An 18,989-nucleotide genomic window follows, 5' to 3' on the forward strand; every position below is an offset into this window, starting at 1 on the left:
CCGGGCATGTCTGCTCAGCCATGCGGCTCCAGCAGCTTGTCTCCGACACTCAGCGGGCGCTCCGCCCTCATCACCAGGGCATAGCTGACCTTGTCATAGATACGGAAGACCATGAGCAGGCCGCCCTCTTCACCCGGCAGAGTGATCGGCTCCCCTGTCTTGGGGTCGGTGATCGTCTCGCCCTGACGCTCGACACCGAACACGAAGCCCGGCTCCACGCCATCCCGGCTCCCGCGGTTGAGCGCCACGATGTCATTGCGACCGATGTTGCGCAGTCCGTCCGGTGCCGCGAGGATCTCGCCGCCCGACACCTCGACGGGAGGCTGTGGCTGGAAGCTGGTGCTGATGGCCCCGCCATCGGCCGGCAACAGCAGATCACCGTTGAGAATCTCGCGATTGGCCGAGACCACATGCATCACGCCGATGTCGCCCTCGCGACGCTCCAGCTGGACATCCCCGATACTGATCATCTCCAGGCCCAGGAATTCCTGGGTGACAGGGTCCAGGTAACGCTGCCCCGTCCGGTAGATGCTGAAGGTGTCATAGGCCGGCCACTGACCACGCGCATAGACGGTATCCCCGGCACCACTGATCAGACGCGTGTCGTCACCGGCCACCACGTAGGGCGCATTCTCGAGCAGGCCAGGATCGACCACGCGGTGGTCCTTGAGGAAGGCGGAGATCTTCTCGAGCGGGATCGGTGGCACGGCCTCGCGCTTGGGAATCTTGCGAATCTTGGGCGAGAGCTTGACCACGCCGCCCTGGCCACGCTCTAGGCGCAGACGAGGCTCGCCGTTCTCGTAATAGAGCGAGATGCGATCTCCCGGATAGATCAGGTGTGGATTCTTGATCTGCGGATTGGCACGCCAGACTTCCGGCCACAGCCAGGGCTCACGCAGAAAGCGTCCCGAGATGTCCCACAGCGTGTCGCCGCGCACCACCACATAGGTGGAGGGTACGTCATCACGTACGGTTGCTGCCTGCGCCAGCGACGTCCCTGCGCTTGCCCCCAGTGTCGCCATGCCAAGGAGTGCCGTGAACACGGCGTTGCCGACCAGTCGTTTCATGCCCATTCCTGCGTCCCTTGCGTTGATGCCACCTGTTGTTGTCGGTGGTGATGGCCTGTCTCAAACCCGCGCCGAGCGCGTGCCGCCCAGCCTTGCCCCTGCCTGACGGAACTCGCGATCAATCATGACTATTGCCGCGATAGTAGCAGCATTGAAGGCCATCGGTTCCGTTCCTCGGCTGTGCACACTACAATATCAGGCAAATCTCCACTGACAGCACAACGGTAATTACACCAGTCATGGCCAAGCGCGAAATTCTTGAATTCCCCGATGAGCGTCTGCGCAATGTTGCCGCCCCGATCGATACCTTCGACGCGGAACTGCAGACCCTGATCGACGACATGATCGAGACCATGTATGACGCGCGTGGCATTGGCCTCGCCGCTACCCAGGTCGACGTGCATCGTCGTCTGATCGTCATCGACGTCAGCGAAGATCAATCCCAGCCCTTGGTATTGGTCAATCCCGAATACACGCCCATCGGCGAAGCGCAGGAGCCGATGCAGGAAGGCTGCCTGTCGATCCCGGAATACTACGCCGAAGTGCCGCGCTATCTGAAAGTACGGCTCAACGCTCAGGATCGCAACGGTGAGGCCTACGAACTCGAGGCCGAAGGCCTGCTGGCACATTGCATCCAGCACGAGAACGACCACCTCGAAGGCAAGCTGTTCGTCGACTACCTCTCCCCGCTCAAGCGTGATCGGGTGATGAAGAAGATGCAGAAGCGCCACAAGCTGCAGGAAGCGTGATCCGCGCGCCGGAGGGGACTCCGGTGCGCCATGTCACATCGCAGGGAGGCCGGGGGATTTCCTCTGGCCTCCCTGCTTGTTGATGAGTGATTCACCGGCACCGCCTGAATCCCTCCTTTACCGTCAGCACCTTGAGCCTGGCCCTCGGCCGCGCTCCCCATATGAGAGCTCTTGCATGTCGAAAGCCCTGCGCATCGCCTTTGCCGGCACCCCCGATTTCGCCGCCGAATGTCTCGCCGCGCTGCTCGAAAGCCGCCATGAGATCGTCAGTGTCCATACCCAGCCTGACCGCCCTTCCGGGCGCGGCCGCAAGCTGACCCCCGGCCCCGTCAAGCAGCTGGCACTCCAGCACGACCTTCCCGTCCATCAGCCGCTCAACTTCAAGGACGAGGCCGATCGCCAGATCCTGCGCGATCTCGAGGCCGACATCATGGTGGTGGTGGCCTACGGGCTGATCCTGCCGCAGGCCGTGCTCGACATCCCGCGCCTCGGTTGCCTGAACATCCATGCCTCCCTGCTGCCACGCTGGCGCGGTGCCGCGCCGATCCAGCGCGCCATCGAGGCCGGCGACAGCGAATCCGGTGTCACCATCATGCAGATGGATGCCGGCCTGGACACCGGCGACATGCTGCTGATCCGTCGCACCCCGATCACCGCCAGCACCACTGGCGGCGAGCTGCATGATGCCCTGGCGGCACAGGGCGGCGAGGCCATCGTCACGGCCCTCGACGCCATCGCCGATGGCGATCTTCCGGCGACCCGACAGCCCGAGGAAGGTGTCACCTACGCCGCCAAGCTCTCCAAGGCCGAGGCGGAACTCGACTTCACCCGTCCCGCCGCCGAGCTGGACGCGCGCATTCGCGCCTTCAACCCGTGGCCGGTGGCCTGGACACGCCTGGACGGCGAGCCGCTACGCCTGTGGATGTCGCGCACGGGCGAGCAGCGCCTCGCAGACTTCGTGTCACCCGGCACTCTGCTGGCGCCCGGCAATGATTGCCTGCGCATCGCCTGCGGTGATGGCCATCAGGTGCTGGAGATCACCCGTGCCCAGCTGCCCGGTGCCAAGCCGCTGTCCGTCAAGGACCTGCTCAACTCACGTGCCGCGCGCTTCCCCGAGGGCCTTGTCCTCGGCGCCGACCACGCCCCTGATTCCGATTCACAGACCGAGACTTCCGCATGAGCCAGTCAGACAACCCGTCCTCCAAGGGCAACGGCAAGAAGCGCAACTCCCTGCCGCCGGCCCGCAGCAAGGGCGGTGGTTCGAAGCACGGTGGTGCGCGCCGCAAGCCTGACAATGCCCCGGCCTCACCGGGCGCTGCCGTCCGGGTTGCCGCTGCGCGCACCCTGGCGCCGGTACTGGCGGCAAAGACCTCTCTGAATCTGGACGGCCTGCCGTCTGGCGTCGCCGGGCGTGACCAGGGCCTCTACAAGGCACTGTGCTTCGGTGTCTGCCGCCAGCTGCCGCGTCTGGACGCACTCGCGGGCAAGCTTTTGAAATCGTCCTTCAAGGCGCAGGACCAGGATATCCACGCCCTGCTGCTGCTCGGCCTCTACCAGCTGCTGTACATGCGCATCGCGCCGCATGCGGCCGTCGGTGAGACCGCTGGCGCCGCACGCGGCCTGGGCAAGGGCTGGGCGACGGGCGTGCTCAATGCCTGCCTGCGTCGTTTCCAGCGTGAGCAGGAAGCACTGGAAGCCGAGGTCGACAAGGACCCCGCCGTGGCGCTTTCCCACCCGCAGTGGCTGCTGGACACCTTCCAGCGCAACTGGCCGGACGACTGGGAAGCCATCGCCGCCGCCAACAACGCCCAGGCCCCGATGACATTGCGCGTCAACGTCGCCGCCATCAGCCGCGAGGACTACCTCGCCCAGCTGGCCGACGCCGAGATCGACGCCGTGGCCTGCCCCTTCGCCGAGCACGGCATCACCCTGGCCAGCGCCTGCGACGTCAGTGCCCTGCCGGGCTTCGAGGAAGGCCTGGTCAGCGTGCAGGATGAGGCCGCCCAGCTGGCCGGTCAGCTGCTGGCCCCCGCCGTGACGGCCATCGACCCCGAAGGGGAAGGCGTGCGCCTGCTGGATGCCTGCACCGCGCCGGGCGGCAAGCTGGCGGACATGCTGGAGCGCTTCCCCGCGCTGGACGCCACTGCCATCGACATCGACGGCGAGCGTCTCGAACGCGTGGAAGAGACGCTGGAGCGTCTGGAACTGGGCGCCGGCGTCGTGTGCGCCGATGCCAGCGAGCGCGACTGGTGGGACGGCGAAGCCTTCGATGTCATCCTGCTCGACGCGCCCTGCTCCGGCAGTGGCGTCATCCGCCGTCACCCGGACATCAAGCTGCTGCGTCGCCCGAACGACATCGGGGACCTGGCACGCCTGCAGGGCAAGCTGCTGGAGAACCTGTGGGGCATGCTCAAGCCCGGCGGCACCCTGGTCTACGGCACCTGCTCCATCATCACCCAGGAAAACGCCCGGGTGATGGATCGCTTCCTGGCCGCCACGCCGGATGCCAAGGCCGAGACCATCAAGGCCGACTGGGGCCGTGTCTCCGGTGCCGGTCGTCAGATGCTGCCGCAGGTCAATGGCCACGATGGCTTCTATCTGGCGCACATCACCAAGGCCGGCGCCTGACGCTCGGCAGGATCACCGGACAGGCGTACCGCATCCCGGCTTGCGAGATGACGCGCCTGGCACATCAGGACAGCCGTGCCCCGACTCCCGGGGCACGGCTGTCTTCCGTCATGGCACTGGTTTATCCTGTGCCGACTGAGCAACAGCGGACGAGCCGGACATGAAAATCATCATTCTGGGGGCAGGTCAGGTCGGCGGCACACTCGCCGAACACCTGGCCCATGAAGAAAATGACATCACGGTCGTGGACACCGACACCGAGCGGCTGCGCGAGCTGCACAACCGTCTCGATATCCGCACCGTCACCGGCGCGGCCAGCTATCCCCAGGTGCTGCGTCAGGCCGGCGGCGAAGATGCCGACATGCTGATCGCGGTGACCAATTCTGACGAGGTCAACATGATTGCCTGTCAGATCGCCCACAGCCTGTTCCATACCCCGACCAAGATCGCGCGGGTGCGCTCCACCGCCTACCTGACTCGCAAGGGCCTGTTCTCCCACGATGCCATCCCGGTGGATGTGCTGATCAGTCCCGAGCAGGTGGTGACGGATCACATCCGCCGCCTGATCGAGTATCCCGGCGCCCTGCAGGTGCTGGACTTCGCCAATGGCGTCGCCCAGCTGGTAGCGGTAAAGGCCTACTATGGCGGTCCGCTGGTCGGTCAGGAACTCGGTTTCCTGCGTCGTCACATGCCCAACGTGGATACTCGCGTGGCAGCCATCTACCGGCGCAATCGTCCGATCATCCCGCGTGGCGATACCGTGATCGAGGCCGATGACGAGGTGTTCTTCATCGCGGCGCGCAAGGATATCCGCACCGTGATGGGTGAACTGCGCCGCGTGGACCGCAACTTCCGCCGCGTGGTGATCGCCGGTGGCGGCCACATCGGTGAGCGCCTGGCCGAGACGCTGGAGCACACCCATCAGGTCAAGATCATCGAGCACTCGCTGGCCCGATGCACCGACCTGTCCGAGCGCCTCGACCGCACCGTGGTCCTGCACGGCAGCGCCACCTCCAAGCGCCTGTTGCTGGAGGAGAACATCGAGGACTGCGACATCTTCTGCGCGCTGACCAACGATGACGAGGTCAACATCATGTCCTCGATGCTGGCCAAGCGACTCGGCGCCAAGAAGGTACTGACGCTGATCAACAACGCGGCCTACGTGGACCTGGTGCAAGGTGGCGAGATCGATATCGCCATCTCGCCGCAGCAGGCCACCATCGGCGGTCTGCTGACGCATGTGCGCAAGGGCGACATCGTCAACGTGCACTCTCTCAGGCGCGGCGCGGCAGAAGCCATCGAGGCCATCGCCCACGGCGATGAGCGCTCCTCCAAGGTGGTGGGCCGGCGCATCGAGGACATCAATCTGCCCGAGGGTGCCACCATCGGTGCCGTGGTGCGTGGCAAGGAAGTGCTGGTCGCGCATCACGATCTGGTGGTGGAATCCAACGACCACGTCATCCTGTTCGTGGTCGACAAGCGCCGTATCCGGGAAGTCGAGCGCCTGTTCCAGGTCGGGCTGACCTTCTTCTGATGATGGCCGCCACGATGTCTCTCGCAAGCCGGGCTCGCTGCATGGGCCGCCACATTCGCGTCATGATGCGTGGGGGTCGTGCATGAGCCTGCGCGTCATCTATCGCATCCTCGGCATTCTGCTGATGCTGTTCAGCCTGACGCTGGTCCCGCCGATGCTCATCTCGCTGGCCTTCGAGGACCATACCCTCAGCGCCTTTGCCATCGCCCTCGGCATCACCCTGCTGACCGGCTTCGCGCTGTTCTATCCCAACCGGCATGCCCGCAAGGAGTTGCGCAACCGCGATGGCTTCTTGATCACGGTACTGTTCTGGACGGTGCTGGGTGCGTTCGGGTCGCTGCCCTTCCTGCTCGCCGAGGACCCGAACCTGTCGATCATCGACGCCATGTTCGAGTCGTTCTCGGGACTTACCACCACCGGGGCGACGGTGATGACGGGGCTCGATCTGCTGCCCCACTCCATCCTCTACTATCGCCAGCAGCTGCAGTGGCTGGGCGGCATGGGGATCGTGGTACTGGCGGTGGCGATCCTGCCGACTCTCGGTATCGGCGGCATGCAGCTCTATCGCACCGAGATCCCCGGGCCGCTGAAGGACTCCAAGCTGACGCCGCGCATCACCGAGACGGCCAAGGCGCTCTGGTACATCTACGCCGCCCTGACCCTGGTGTGCTTCGCCAGCTACTGGGCCGCCGGCATGAGCTGGTTCGATGCCCTCGGCCACAGCTTCTCCACCGTCGCGGTGGGCGGCTTCTCGACCCACGATGCCAGCATCGGCTACTTCGATTCCGCCACCATCGAGATGATCTGCGTGTTCTTCATGGTGGTGTCCTCGATCAGTTTCGGCCTGCACTTCGCCGCCTGGCGCGAGGGGCGGATCAGTCATTATCTGCGCGATCCCGAGACCCGCTTCTTCCTGATCCTGCTGCTGATCCTGACCTGCGTGACCATCGCCGGCCTGCTGCTCACCGGCAGCTACGATGACAGCAAGGCGCTGCGCCATGGCCTGTTCGAGGCCGTCTCGGTGGCCACCACCACCGGCTTCGGCGTCGCCGACTTCACCGGCTGGCCGGGCGTATTGCCGATGATGCTGTTCATCGCCGCCTTCATCGGCGCGTGCTCCGGGTCCGCCGGCGGCGGCATGAAGGTCATCCGTATCCTGCTGATTCTCAAGCAGGGCGTGCGTGAGGTGCATCGTCTGATCCACCCCAACGCCATCCTCTCGGTCAAGGTGGGCAAGATGCGCATCTCCGAAGGGGTCGCGGAGGCAGTATGGGGCTTCTTCTCCGTCTACCTGCTGCTGTTCGTGCTGATGATGCTGGGCATGCTGGCCACCGGACTGGATCAGGTCACGGCCTGGTCGGCGGTCGGCTCTGCGCTCAACAACCTGGGGCCGGGACTCGGTGAGGTCGCGACCCACTACGGCGATATCCCGGGGGCGGCCAAGGGCATCCTGATTCTGGCGATGCTGCTGGGACGCCTGGAGATCTTCACGGTTCTGGTTCTGTTCACGCCGGCCTTCTGGCGACGCTGAGTCCTGCCCGTCGAGCAGGCGGAGCGGACAAGCTCCTGCCCGCCCCTGAACGCGAACGCCCCCGCCGGATGGCTCCGACGGGGGCGTTCTCACTTCTGTGTCACGGCTATTCGCCGGCCTTGGCCTCACGGCGAGCCAACAGCCGACGCATCGGTGCGGTCGGCTCCAGCACATAGTGAATCCGGCTGGCGCGATAGCAGTCGTTGAAGGCGTCGAAGTAATCATCCAGCACGTTGGCCGCCTCCTCCTCCCCCGCTTGACGCAGCAGCTCCGCCGCCACCTCCGCCGTGCACAGATGTGACTGGGACGCCGGCTTGCGCAGGTGATAGCGCGTCAGACGCGTGGTGTGCAGCGGCAGCACCGGCAGACCATCCAGATAAGGGCTCTTGCGGAAGATGCGACGCGCCTGACGCCAGGTCCCGTCCAGCAGGATGAAGACCGGAATGCGCTCCTCGCCACTGGCGGTATGCGTCGCCACCTCGGGCCCGACACCGGCGATGGCGTTCACGTCGACCACGCGATCAGCGTAGTCCGGCTGATCGTCCGGGAAGATGATGAACGGCTGATAGCGCTCATCTTCCAGCAGCGCCAGCAGGCGGGGGTCCGGCTCGACACGATACCAGCTGAAGACCTCGGTGCCCGCCAGCACATCCGCGATCAGGCGCCCGGTATTGGTGGGCTTGTAGTGCTCCAGCGGGTGGGTGATCAACCAGAACGTGATCCGTGATTGCGCGCTGACCTGATACGGGCACAGGCAATTGAGCCTGGGCAGACGGCAGGCCTCGCAACGAATCACCTGGCTGCCACGCGCCTTGAATTCCCGTCGCGGGTGGCGTCCGTGCCACTCATCCGGCTCGCCACTGGGAAGCGTCGTGATACCGCTGGCCTCGCCCGGCTCGGTCGACTCCGGGGCGGAGGAAGCGGCTTGATCAACGCTGGCGGGATGACCAGCGGCCGGCGTAAGACGGGAATCACACATGATGGGTGGTCAGTACCAAAGAAAAAGGGACGCGCATTCTAGCATGCGTGTCCCTTTCTCATGTTGCCGTCTCGTGTCGCCGAGCGTGGTTCACTCAGCGAGTGTCGCGGCTATACCTCGTAGCGGTGCTTGCCGCCGGTCACGAACTTCGGCGGCCGACGCTTCCAGTAACCGGCCAGCAACGAGCCGGAGACGTTGTGCCAGATGGAGAAGATCGCTCCCGGCAACGCCGCCGTGGCGGAGAAGAACTGGCTGGCCAGTGACGCCGCCAGTCCGGAGTTCTGCATGCCGACCTCGATGGCGATGGTGCGCGAGGTACGCTCATCCAGTCCGAACAGGCGCGACAGGCCATAGCCGGCGCTCAGGCCGATGGCGTTGTGCGCCACGACGGCCAATGCCACCAGCGGGCCCAGCGTGGCCAGGCGACCGACATTGAGCGACACCACGATGGCGATGATCAGCACGATCGCCAGCATGGCCAGACTCGCCAGCGCCGATTCCCACTCGCGGATGGCGTCACGCGCGAAGTGATGCACGATGACACCCAGCACGATGGGCGCCACCACCAGCTTGGCGATGCTCAGCAGCATGCCGCTCACCGGCACGTCGATGTCCGTCCCCAGCAGCCACCAGGTCAACAGCGGCGTCATCACGATGGAGAGCAGTGTCGAGGCCATGGTCATCGAGACGGACAGGGCCACGTGACCACCGGCGAGCCAGGTCATCACGTTGGAGGAGGTCCCCCCCGCAGTGGCCCCCACCAGCACCATGCCGACCGTCAGCGCGGGGTCCAGCCCCAGCAGCCGCGCGATCAGGAAGGCAGCCAGCGGCATCACGCTGTATTGCAGCAGCAGGCCCAGCGCGATGGGCCCCGGACGACGTGCGACACGCATGAAATCCTCACGCGACAGCGTCAGTCCCATGGCGAACATGATCAGGGCCAGCAGCGGCTGGATGACATCCTTGAGGGCCACGAAAGGCGCCGGCGCCAGCACGGCGAGGCCGGCGAACAACAGGGCCCACAGCGGGAAGAAACGATTCAGCGTCTCAAACATGCTTTCAATTTCCGGTCACCGAAGGTTGCTTGCCTCCGGGATTGCTGGCCCACCGCCCATGGCAGGCCTGAAGCCGCGCATCATAACGTATCAGGCAGGCCCAGGTGTCCCTGATACAACCAATGGCGCACAAGACGTGGCACTGCCTGCCCGGCGCTTTCCGCCAGGGGATGCACGCCGGGCTCCGCCAGCTCATGGGCATTCGGGTCCACCAGCACGATGGGGGCATCCAACGGTGCCGCTGCATAGAGATTCGAGGCCGGCATCACCTTGAGCGAGGTCCCCACGATCAGCAGCAGATCCGCTTCCGCCGCGATGCCTTCGGCGACGCCGTAAAGTGGCACTGCCTCACCGAACCACACCACGTCCGGGCGCAACTGACTGCCCTTGTCACACAGATCTCCCAGCCGAATGCCACCGCGCGGCAGCGGGTAGCGCAAGCCGTGGTCGACGCTCGAGCGTGCCTTGAGAATCTCGCCATGCAGATGCATGACCTCGCGCGAGCCGGCGCGCTCGTGCAGATCATCGATATTCTGGGTAATCACCGAGACACGAAAACCGGCCTGTTCAAGTTCTGCCAGTGCCTTGTGCGCCGCGTTGGGCCTGGCCCGCCGGACCTGGGCACGGCGATCATCATAGAAGCGCAGCACCTTCTGCGGATCACGCCGAAATGCCTGCGGAGTGGCGATCTCCTCCAGACGGTGCTCTTCCCACAGGCCATCTTCCGCACGGAAGGTGCGCAGACCGCTTTCCGCGCTGATGCCTGCGCCACTGAGCACGACCAGATGCCGACCATGGCGCGCGCCAGGATCCCTGAAACCTTCACTCATCCAACACTCTCTCTCGCTGTGAACTTGATCGTGACGTCCCATTGCCGAGCCTGGGGGCGCTTCCTGTCCAAACGCAAGCCTTCAGTCATCGATGAAGTCCTGGCTGCGATCGACCCCAAAACGTCGCTTGTTGCGATAGGGGTAGACATCGATCACCCGTCCCGCCGTGATAGCATCCTGCAGCCCCTTCCACCAGCTGGCCTGGAAGATTTCCGGATGCAGCTCGTAGAACAGCTTGCGCAGCCCAAGATCCGCGAACAGGAAGGGGCCGAATTCTTCCGGGAAGATGTCGTTCGGTCCCACGGAATACCAGGGTTCGCTGGCCATCTCCTGCTCAGGGTAGAGCGCTTCGGGAATCTCGCGGAAATTGCACTCGGTGAGATAGTTGATCTCGTCGTAATCGTAGAAGACCACCCGACCATGACGGGTCACGCCGAAGTTCTTCAGCAGCATGTCGCCGGGGAAGATGTTGGCCGCGGCCAGCTGCTTGATCGCATTGCCGTAGTCATTGAGCACGGCGCGCGTCTCATCCTCATCACACTGCTCGAGATAGAGATTGAGCGGCGTCATCATGCGTTCGGTATAACAATGCCGAATCAATACCTTGTTGCCGCGCAGCGTGATGGAGGAGCTGCAGACCTCCAGCAGCTCGGCCAGGCAGTCGGGATCGAAATGATCGCGTCCGACGGCGAAATTGGAGAACTCCTGGGTGTCCGCCAGACGGCCGACGCGGTCGTGGCGCTTGACCAGACGATACTTCTGGCGCACCTGGTCGCGGCTCATGTCCTTGCTGGGCGCAAAGCGATCCTTGATCAGCTTGAAGACCAGTCGATAGCTGGGCAGCACGAAGACCGCCATCACCATGCCTCGCACGCCCGGCGCGATGATGAATCGGTCGGTGCGACTGGCGACATGGTCGTTGAGGCCACGGAAAAGTTCGGTCTTGCCGTGCTTGTAGAACCCGATGGCAGCGTAGAGCTCGCCGATGGGCTTGTCGGGCATCAGTGTCTGCAGGAAGCCCACCACCTCACCGGGCACCTCGATCTCGACCTGGAAGTAGGCGCGGGTGAAGGAGAAGATGATCGAGACTTCCTCGGGCTCGATGATCACGGTATCGAGATAGACGCCGTCGCGTTCGGTATGCAGTACCGGCAGCACCAGCGGCAGCGTCTGCCCGCCGCCCTCGATGCGTCCGATGAGGTAGGCCCCCTTGTTGCGATAGAAGACGCTGCGCAGCACCTCGAAGGTGGCATCGGAGGCCTCACGCACCTCGGGTGGCAACACCTCGAGCAGCATCTCGGCGCCCAATGTCACGTCGCGCCCCTGATGTTCGAAGGCGATCCCCAGCGGGGCCTCGCTCAATACCGTGTCCAGCGCCCCTGCCCAATCACCCTCGACCGGCACACGGTGGCTGATGCTCATCCCGGAGTGGCGAGCTGGCGCCTGCCGGGAGGATGACACGAACATCCAGTCGTCCCGGATATGACGGTGGGAAAAGACACTGCAGAAGATGGAGTTGTAGAAGGTCTCGGCCAGCTTGTAGTCCAGGCGCTGATCGATCAGCGTCATGTAATGGCGTCGGGCCTCGCCCCACAGGGTGCATTCGCTCAGACGCTCAGGCTCGAAGGCGCGCGCCAGACGCTCCATGGTCGCGGCGACCTTCTCGTCATAGAGATTGATGCGTGCCGCCGAGGCCTGCTGTGCCTCACGCCAGTCGGCCTCGATGAAACGCCGTCTGGCATCGCTGGAAATCTGCTTGAAGCGCGAGCGGTACTCATCAAAGCCATGCAGCACCGTCGCCGCCAGACGTTGGCCCTGCTGACCATTGCCACGTTCATCGACATCATTGTCCATCACCGCCCCCCTGCCCTTGGGTCATCCGACATCCTCAGAGCATGCGGACAGTTGCCCCGTCAGGCGAGACGACAATGGTCGCGGGCCGTCAACTGTCGATGACGTTCCACTCACGCACGCCAGCGCTGTCCCATCTTGCCATTTGAGGATTACCGGCCATGAAACGCACGACGCCACCTCGCGACAGGCGAGATGGCGTCGGGGATTCGCGGATGTCAGCAGGATCCGGGCTTAGAGCTCCCGGCCCAATGAGGCCGCAGTCTCGGAGGCAGTCTGAACACGGCGCTCGGCTTCGAAGAGGTCTTCTGCCATGCCGGCCTGCTCCGAGTCCATGTCCAGCGCATCGATACGCGTGGCCTGGAAGCGATCGCGCTTCTCATCCAGCCCCGCGAAGTCGAACAGCTCACGGTCCGCCAGGTGCGAGGGTGCCACGGAAGTGACGGCACGGAACATGGTCTCGAGCCGCCCGGGATGCTGCGTCTCCCAGTCCTGCAGCATCTCCTTGACCACCTGACGCTGCAGGTTCTCCTGGGAGCCACACAGGTTGCAGGGAATGATCGGGAACTGACGCGCCGTGGAATAGGCTTCGATGTCCGATTCGCGGCAATAGGCCAGCGGACGAATGACGATATGCCGCTGATCATCCGACAGCAGCTTGGGCGGCATCGTCTTGAGCTTGCCACCGAAGAACATGTTCAAAAACAGCGTCTCGAGAATGTCATCGCGGTGATGGCCAAGGGCGATCTTGGTCGCCCCTATCTCGGTGGCAAAGCCGTACAGCGAGCCACGCCGCAAGCGTGAGCACAGCCCGCAGGTCGTCTTGCCCTCGGGCACCTTCTCCTTGACGATGGAATAGGTGTCACGCTCGAGAATGTGGTATTCCACGCCCACTGACTCAAGCCATGCCGGCAGCACGTGCTCCGGGAAACCGGGCTGTTTCTGATCCAGATTCACCGCCACCAGACTGAACTGGACCGGCGCATTGCGCTGCAGGTTCATCAGGATGTCCAGCATGGTGTAGGAGTCCTTGCCACCTGACAGGCACACCATCACCTTGTCGCCATCGCGGATCATGCCGTAATCCGTGATGGCGGTGCCGACATTGCGGCGCAGCCGCTTCTGCAGCTTGTTCAGCTCATGCTTGGCATCCGCTGCGTCATGCGTGCGGGAGGTGGCGTCAGTTTCAGGTGTGAACATGGGGCATCAGACAGGCAGTTTGGGAGGGCACACAGTCTAGCATCGGCCAGTGTCACGTCACAGAGGCGGACGGCCTGCCGCAATACGCAAGACGCCCGCAGTCAGCGGGCGTGGGGGGGATTCTTGCAGATGACGGGAAGCGATCAGAACAGCCGCAGGACTTCCAGATAGCGGATGACCACTCCGCCCAGCATCACCATGATGCCGAATCGCTGCAGTCGGAATTCGAGCGCGGTGAGCGCCAGCTTGCGAGACCAGAACATCAGTACTCCCCGGACATCCTGGGTACGACGGATGTAGAGGGAATAGGCAAACAGAACGATGGCAAGGCCAATGATCAATAACGTGTTGGTCGCGATCAGCATGTCGCACCTCGTGGGCAAGAACCCTGAATAGGCAAGAAAGGCAACAACGCGTGGTGCCCAATCTGAAACCGGGCCTCAGGCAGGTGCCCAAGGCCCGGTGCCATCACCTGGCGTAGTGATGGCGATCCCGAGAGTGCATCCGTCATCGCGCAGGGCGAAGCGTTCACATCCCTCGGGCCTGACTGGGGCTGGCTGACAGCAGGTCTTCGTCGATCATGACCTCTGCACGCTGTCGCTACCCCGTTATGATTATCAAGCTGCTCGGTAATGCATCCTGCATGGCTGACCGTGTTGCTGGTCGGTACTGCACTGGCGTGTAATCCGGTTCGACAAGGGCTCGCGCATGCCTGTCACGATGAGGAAAAGCAGCGTGGCGTCGTCGTATGGGGCCAGTGTGGCCAAGCGGGTGATGTCTTGCCATTGGACATTCCGGCAACAGACCTTGGTTTATTAGCCAAGAGGTTTAACAACGACAGGGCCATCAATCGCAGGGCCATCAACCACAGGCTCGTCGCCCGGGCGACGCATGGACCAGGTGGTTCAGGCTCATGAGCCTGAACAGGCATCGTGGCGTGGCACGACTTGAGTGACCGGCAGCATCAGGCGCTGCGCCATCATGGCGCTGGTCACGGCATCCCCCAGCGCAGTGTGCCGCCCGATCACCGGCACCTGCAGCGCCTCGGCCATGGCCTCGAAGCGCAGGTCCGGCGCGGCCTCGGGCTGAGCGTGACGACAGCGCTTCAGGTAGTCGCGCGCGAGATCATGACGCAGATTGGGCAGGTCGAAGCCGAAACGTGGGCGCAGGTGGCGATTGATCACCGCGACATCAAAATCGATGCACCACCCCACCAGCGGGCGATTGCCGATGAAGGCCAGCAACTGGTGCAAGGCGTCGCCGAGCGCCTCGCCACCATGCAGGTCGATTCCGCGCAGGCGATGAATCCGGATGGAGTCACCGCGCAGGCCTTCCGGGCACTGGAGCTGCAACGACAGCGCGCTGGCCGTCCTCACCCGGCGCGCATCGAAACGTACCGCCGCCAGCGAGACCAGCTCGGCACGCTCGACATCGAGACTGGTGGTCTCGCAATCCAGTGCCACCCGCTCTCCCTCATGTTCACTGGCGTGCCAGGGTCTGAACAGCTCGGCAAACTCGCCATGCCCATGGCGGCGGCGGTCTGCCGCACGACGTAGCTGCTGGAACATGCCATCTCCTTGCGGCGCTCGGCCGCGCGTCAGTAATCCAGGTGATAACGATGGGTCAGGCGCTGCTTGAAATCCTTGACCCGACTCAAGGCATCGCGCAGCAGGTCCCGCTCCAGCGAAGACAACGACTGGGTGATGATGAGATTGGCACTGGCAGTGCTGGCGTTACCCCGTGCCTCGGACAGCTCTTGCTCAGCGTGTCTGCCAGCGTTGGCCGGCGCCTCCTCGAGATGCCGCAACTGCTGACGCAGACGCAGTTCGGAGAACAGCGACAGGGCCTCAGACAGATCTTCGCTGTCGCTGGCCTCGATACGCCCCTCCTCTACCAGCGCCTCAAGACGCGCAAAGGTGCCGGTCGCCATCACGCCACGCTCCAGCGCCATGGTGCGTACCCCATGCACGATGGGAAAGATGCCGCCCTTCTTGATGTCGATGCCATGGCGGGGTGAGCGCAGTGAGCCGAACAGCGTCAACGGCGTCGAGAACCGCAATGCCGGGCGCGCGAAGTGCGACAGCAGCAATTCATCACGTCGGGCATGCTGCACCAGGTGTCCGCGCAGACTGTCGACCAGCTCGGCATTGCCACCGCTGGCGCGTGCATCGAAGACGATGGCTAGATTCATCAGCGCCTCCCCATCGCGTCCGGCACACCAGCGCGCCACCTTGCCGCGCCAGCGGGATTCGGTCGCGACCCACTCTGGATTGGAGACCATGATGTTGCCCGGACACGGCGGATAGCCGAGGCGTGCCAGGGTAGCGCTGAAGGTCTGCATGGCGTCGCTGCAGTCTGGCCATTGATGTCCATCAGCGAGAATCAGCCCGTTGTCCTGGTCGGTCTTGAGCATCTGCTCGCCACGCCCCTCACTGCCCATCAGCATCAGACAGCAGGAGACTCGGTGCTGCTCTTCCACCAGCAGGGCGAAGGTGCGGTCGATCAGACGTCCATTGAGGGCGCTGAGCAGTGCCATGGCATGGCGCAGATGCGCGCCCTGGAGAACCAGCGCGCGGACCAGCTCCGGCAGGCGAGCACTGGCCAGCGCCAGCGCCTCCAGATCCGCCGCGCGCTCGATCTCGAGACTGACCAGCTGGCTACGATTGGAGAAGAAGCCCAGCACATCGGTCAGCTCGATGACTCCGACCACCTTGGCATCGGCAGCGAGCGATTCCTGCACCACCACGCGGGCGACCCGATGACGCGTCATCTGGACCAGTGCCTGAAACAGATAATCCTCGGCGGTGACCGCCACCAGCGCGAAGGTGCCCAGAGGGGCGAGACGATGCGTGGCAGGGAGTCCCTCCAGCACCAGTGCGTTGAGCAGATCGGTGCGCGTGACCACGCCACAACGGCCCTGTACCTCGATGATCAGACTGTCAGCACCAGCCTCTCCCATGGCCTTCACGCCTGCCTCGATGCTGCTGCTGGCTGGCATCACCAGTGGCGGACGCATGCAATCCATCACCCTCGCCAGCATGAAGCCTGTCTGGTCCCGGCTGCTGCCGAGTCGGGTGTCCCGATACGCCGCGAGCAGTCGGGCCTTGTCACGCAGGCTGTGCTGGAAATACTCCTCAAACCCGGGATTGTCTTCACACAGCTGACGGAAGTGGTCGGCCGGCAATTGATAGCAGAGCGTTTCCTGCTCGCAGACGAAGCGTGTCCGGCATTCGCCGTTGAGCAGGGTCAAGGCCCCGAACAGATCTCCCTTGCTGTAATGCCCGATGCGCAGACTCAGCCAGGCGTCGTGACCCTCACGTCGCGCCTGCTCCAGGGTGGCGGTGTCCGGCAATGGCGTTTCTGCCGCCAGCTCGACCACCTCGCCCTTGTGGATGATGAAGAGCGCCTCTCCCACCGCTCCCGGTATCAGCGGTTGCTCCAGGGCCGCGAAGTACTGCAGGTCGACGTTCTCGGCCAGGCGTGCCCGGCTGCGCTCATCCAGCAGGCTGAACGGCGGCTCGCCGAACGGAATTTCGACTAATGTGGCTTGCATGACACGACTCCACTGGCTCCCCGCCCCGAAGGGCACGGATCATCAAGCCATGAGGCCCCGCCTGCGAATGCACGACGGGGCCTCGGGATATGTAGGGCCTGACCCGCAGACCGAGAGGTCAAGCGGGCCAGGCGCTGTCGTCAGGGATCAGTGATCCACTGCCGTTCCTGCCCCGCGCGGCACGCGGATGTCCTCGACGATATGCTGGATGTGCTCGGGCGGCGGCGGTGTCACCTTGCAGACGACGACCGCGACGACGAAGTTGAGCACCATGCCCAGCGAGCCGATCCCCTCCGGCGACACGCCCAGCAGCCAGTACTCCGCCGTGTTGAGCTCCGGCGAGATGAACTTGAAGTAGACGATGTAGCTGAAGGTGAACACCAGCCCGACCAGCATGCCCGCGATGGCGCCTTCCTTGTTCATGCGCTTGGAGAAGATCCCCAGCAGGATGACCGGGAAGAAGCTCGAGGCCGCGAGACCGAAGGCAAAGGCCACCACCTGCGCCACGAAGCCTGGCGGATTGATGCCGAAGTAACCGGCGATCACGATGGCCACCGCTGCCGCCATGCGAGCTGCCATCAACTCCTGTTTCTCGGTGATGTCTGGCTTGAAGGTCTTCTTGAGCAGGTCATGCGAGATGGCCGAGGAGATGACCAGCAACAGCCCCGCTGCCGTCGAGAGCGCCGCCGCCACGCCACCTGCCGCCACCAGCGCGATGACCCATGCCGGCAGGTTGCCGATTTCCGGGTTGGCCAGCACGATGATGTCGCGGTCGATGTAGACCTCGCTCTCGTTGTCGGTGGGCGTGTTGCTCACCAGACGCTGACCATACTCACCACGAGCGGCCTGGCTGTCGGCGTCGCCTTCATAGCTCGGCTTGCCCGCGAAGGGGTCACCGCCGCGCATCTGGATGATGCCGTCGCCATTCTTGTCGACCCAGCCGATCAGACCAGTGTTCTCCCAGTTGTAGAACCAGCCCGGCAGTTCCTCATAGGCTGTCTCGTTGACGGTCTCGACCAGGTTCACCCGCGCAAAGGCACCCACGGCCGGCGCAGTGGTATAGAGCAGTGCGATGAAGAACAGCGCCCAGCCAGCGGAGATACGTGCATCCCTGACGGTCGGTACCGTGAAGAAGCGCACGATGACGTGCGGCAGACCCGCGGTCCCGCACATCAGTGCCGCCGTGATGAAGAAGACATCGATGGTGGATTTGGAGCCTTCGGTGTACTCGCGGAAGCCGAGGTCAGTCACGACCTGATCCAGCTTCTGCAGCAGATAGACGCCGGTATCGTTGCCCTGTGCATCCACCAGCGTGCCGCCGAAGCCGGTCTGAGGTAGCACGTGTCCGGTCATCATGATCGACAGGAAGACGGCCGGTACCAGGAAGGCGAAGATCAACACGCAGTACTGCGCCACCTGGGTATAGGTGATCCCCTTCATGCCACCCAGAACGGCATAGAAGAAGACGATCGCCATGCCGATGACGACACCGACGTTCACGTCCACTTCAAGGAAGCGCGCGAAGACGATGCCGGTGCCGCGCATCTGACCCGCGACATAGGTGAAGGAAATGAAGATGACACAGACCACCGCCACGGTACGTGCGACGCTCGAGTAATAACGGTCACCGACGAAATCCGGCACCGTGAACTTGCCGAACTTGCGCAGATACGGTGCCAGCAACATCGCCAGCAACACATAGCCACCCGTCCAGCCCATCAGATAGACGGAGGCGTCATAGCCCACATAGGCGATGATGCCCGCCATGGAGATGAAGGAGGCGGCAGACATCCAGTCCGCAGCGGTGGCGGCCCCGTTGGCGATGGGATGGACCCCTCCGCCCGCCACGTAGAATTCCTTGGTAGAGCCGGCACGCGACCACACCGCAATGCCGATGTAGAGCGCGAACGAGGCGCCCACGAAAAGGTACGTCAGTAATTGAACATCCATTGGCGTTGTCCTTGGCGATATCGATCATCTTGTTGTCGTGAGAGATGAAACGCTCAGTCCTG

Annotated in this window: 15 protein-coding genes; 5 read left to right on the forward strand and 10 right to left on the reverse strand. The window is 63.8% G+C overall.

Annotated elements, in window-relative coordinates:
• Window positions 1–14: 14 nt before the first annotated feature.
• On the reverse strand, window positions 15–1,067 hold the full coding sequence (locus tag BOH68_RS14775; protein ID WP_218015102.1) for a LysM peptidoglycan-binding domain-containing protein: 1,053 nt from the start codon (window positions 1,065–1,067) through the stop codon (window positions 15–17).
• A 239-nt stretch (window positions 1,068–1,306) separates the two neighbouring features.
• Between BOH68_RS14775 and def the strand changes: the two genes are divergently transcribed.
• From def to BOH68_RS14800, 5 genes are all read left to right on the forward strand, one after another.
• Window positions 1,307–1,816, forward strand: coding sequence for a peptide deformylase (gene def, locus BOH68_RS14780; RefSeq protein ID WP_077380095.1), 510 nt, complete (start codon window positions 1,307–1,309; stop codon window positions 1,814–1,816).
• A 175-nt stretch (window positions 1,817–1,991) separates the two neighbouring features.
• Complete coding sequence (fmt, locus tag BOH68_RS14785) at window positions 1,992–2,996, forward strand: methionyl-tRNA formyltransferase (RefSeq protein WP_077380097.1); 1,005 nt, start codon at window positions 1,992–1,994, stop codon at window positions 2,994–2,996.
• Window positions 2,993–4,444 (forward strand): 16S rRNA (cytosine(967)-C(5))-methyltransferase RsmB, encoded by a 1,452-nt coding sequence (gene rsmB / locus BOH68_RS14790; protein WP_077380099.1) that lies wholly within the window; start codon window positions 2,993–2,995, stop codon window positions 4,442–4,444. Before fmt ends, rsmB begins: the two co-directional genes overlap by 4 nt.
• A gap of 160 nt (window positions 4,445–4,604) precedes the next feature.
• The gene (gene trkA, locus BOH68_RS14795) at window positions 4,605–5,978 is read left to right on the forward strand and encodes a Trk system potassium transporter TrkA (RefSeq protein ID WP_077380101.1); all 1,374 of its coding nucleotides are present in this window, start codon (window positions 4,605–4,607) and stop codon (window positions 5,976–5,978) included.
• A gap of 82 nt (window positions 5,979–6,060) precedes the next feature.
• A complete protein-coding gene (locus BOH68_RS14800) occupies window positions 6,061–7,509 on the forward strand; it encodes a TrkH family potassium uptake protein (protein WP_077380103.1) in 1,449 nt (482 codons plus the stop codon).
• Window positions 7,510–7,615: 106 nt separating this feature from the next.
• Here BOH68_RS14800 and BOH68_RS14805 read toward each other — a convergent pair whose 3' ends face one another.
• The 9 genes from BOH68_RS14805 to BOH68_RS14845 form a co-directional block, all read right to left on the reverse strand.
• Window positions 7,616–8,488, reverse strand: a complete 873-nt coding sequence (locus BOH68_RS14805) for a tRNA-uridine aminocarboxypropyltransferase (protein WP_077380105.1) — start codon at window positions 8,486–8,488, stop codon at window positions 7,616–7,618.
• Between the two features lie 110 nt (window positions 8,489–8,598).
• Window positions 8,599–9,543 (reverse strand): bile acid:sodium symporter family protein, encoded by a 945-nt coding sequence (locus BOH68_RS14810; RefSeq protein WP_077380107.1) that lies wholly within the window; start codon window positions 9,541–9,543, stop codon window positions 8,599–8,601.
• Between the two features lie 80 nt (window positions 9,544–9,623).
• A complete protein-coding gene (locus BOH68_RS14815; protein ID WP_077380110.1) occupies window positions 9,624–10,373 on the reverse strand; it encodes an SIR2 family NAD-dependent protein deacylase in 750 nt (249 codons plus the stop codon).
• Between the two features lie 81 nt (window positions 10,374–10,454).
• Window positions 10,455–12,227, reverse strand: a complete 1,773-nt coding sequence (gene aceK, locus BOH68_RS14820) for a bifunctional isocitrate dehydrogenase kinase/phosphatase (RefSeq protein ID WP_077380112.1) — start codon at window positions 12,225–12,227, stop codon at window positions 10,455–10,457.
• Between the two features lie 231 nt (window positions 12,228–12,458).
• Entirely contained in the window at window positions 12,459–13,424 is a 966-nt protein-coding gene (gene ttcA, locus BOH68_RS14825; RefSeq protein WP_077380114.1) for a tRNA 2-thiocytidine(32) synthetase TtcA, read from the reverse strand.
• Between the two features lie 143 nt (window positions 13,425–13,567).
• The gene (locus tag BOH68_RS14830; RefSeq protein ID WP_077380116.1) at window positions 13,568–13,789 is read right to left on the reverse strand and encodes a hypothetical protein; all 222 of its coding nucleotides are present in this window, start codon (window positions 13,787–13,789) and stop codon (window positions 13,568–13,570) included.
• Window positions 13,790–14,335: 546 nt separating this feature from the next.
• Window positions 14,336–14,992 carry a 3'-5' exonuclease gene (locus BOH68_RS14835; RefSeq protein WP_077380118.1) on the reverse strand — a complete coding sequence of 219 codons (657 nt, stop codon included), beginning with the start codon at window positions 14,990–14,992 and terminating at the stop codon, window positions 14,336–14,338.
• 29 nt (window positions 14,993–15,021) lie between these two features.
• Window positions 15,022–16,977, reverse strand: coding sequence for a DUF294 nucleotidyltransferase-like domain-containing protein (locus tag BOH68_RS14840; RefSeq protein ID WP_077380120.1), 1,956 nt, complete (start codon window positions 16,975–16,977; stop codon window positions 15,022–15,024).
• A 147-nt stretch (window positions 16,978–17,124) separates the two neighbouring features.
• Complete coding sequence (locus BOH68_RS14845) at window positions 17,125–18,927, reverse strand: sodium:solute symporter family protein (protein WP_077380122.1); 1,803 nt, start codon at window positions 18,925–18,927, stop codon at window positions 17,125–17,127.
• Window positions 18,928–18,989: the final 62 nt, after the last annotated feature.

Origin of the sequence: Cobetia sp. MM1IDA2H-1 (assembly GCF_002916775.2) — a bacterium.
Classification (GTDB): domain Bacteria; phylum Pseudomonadota; class Gammaproteobacteria; order Pseudomonadales; family Halomonadaceae; genus Cobetia; species Cobetia marina.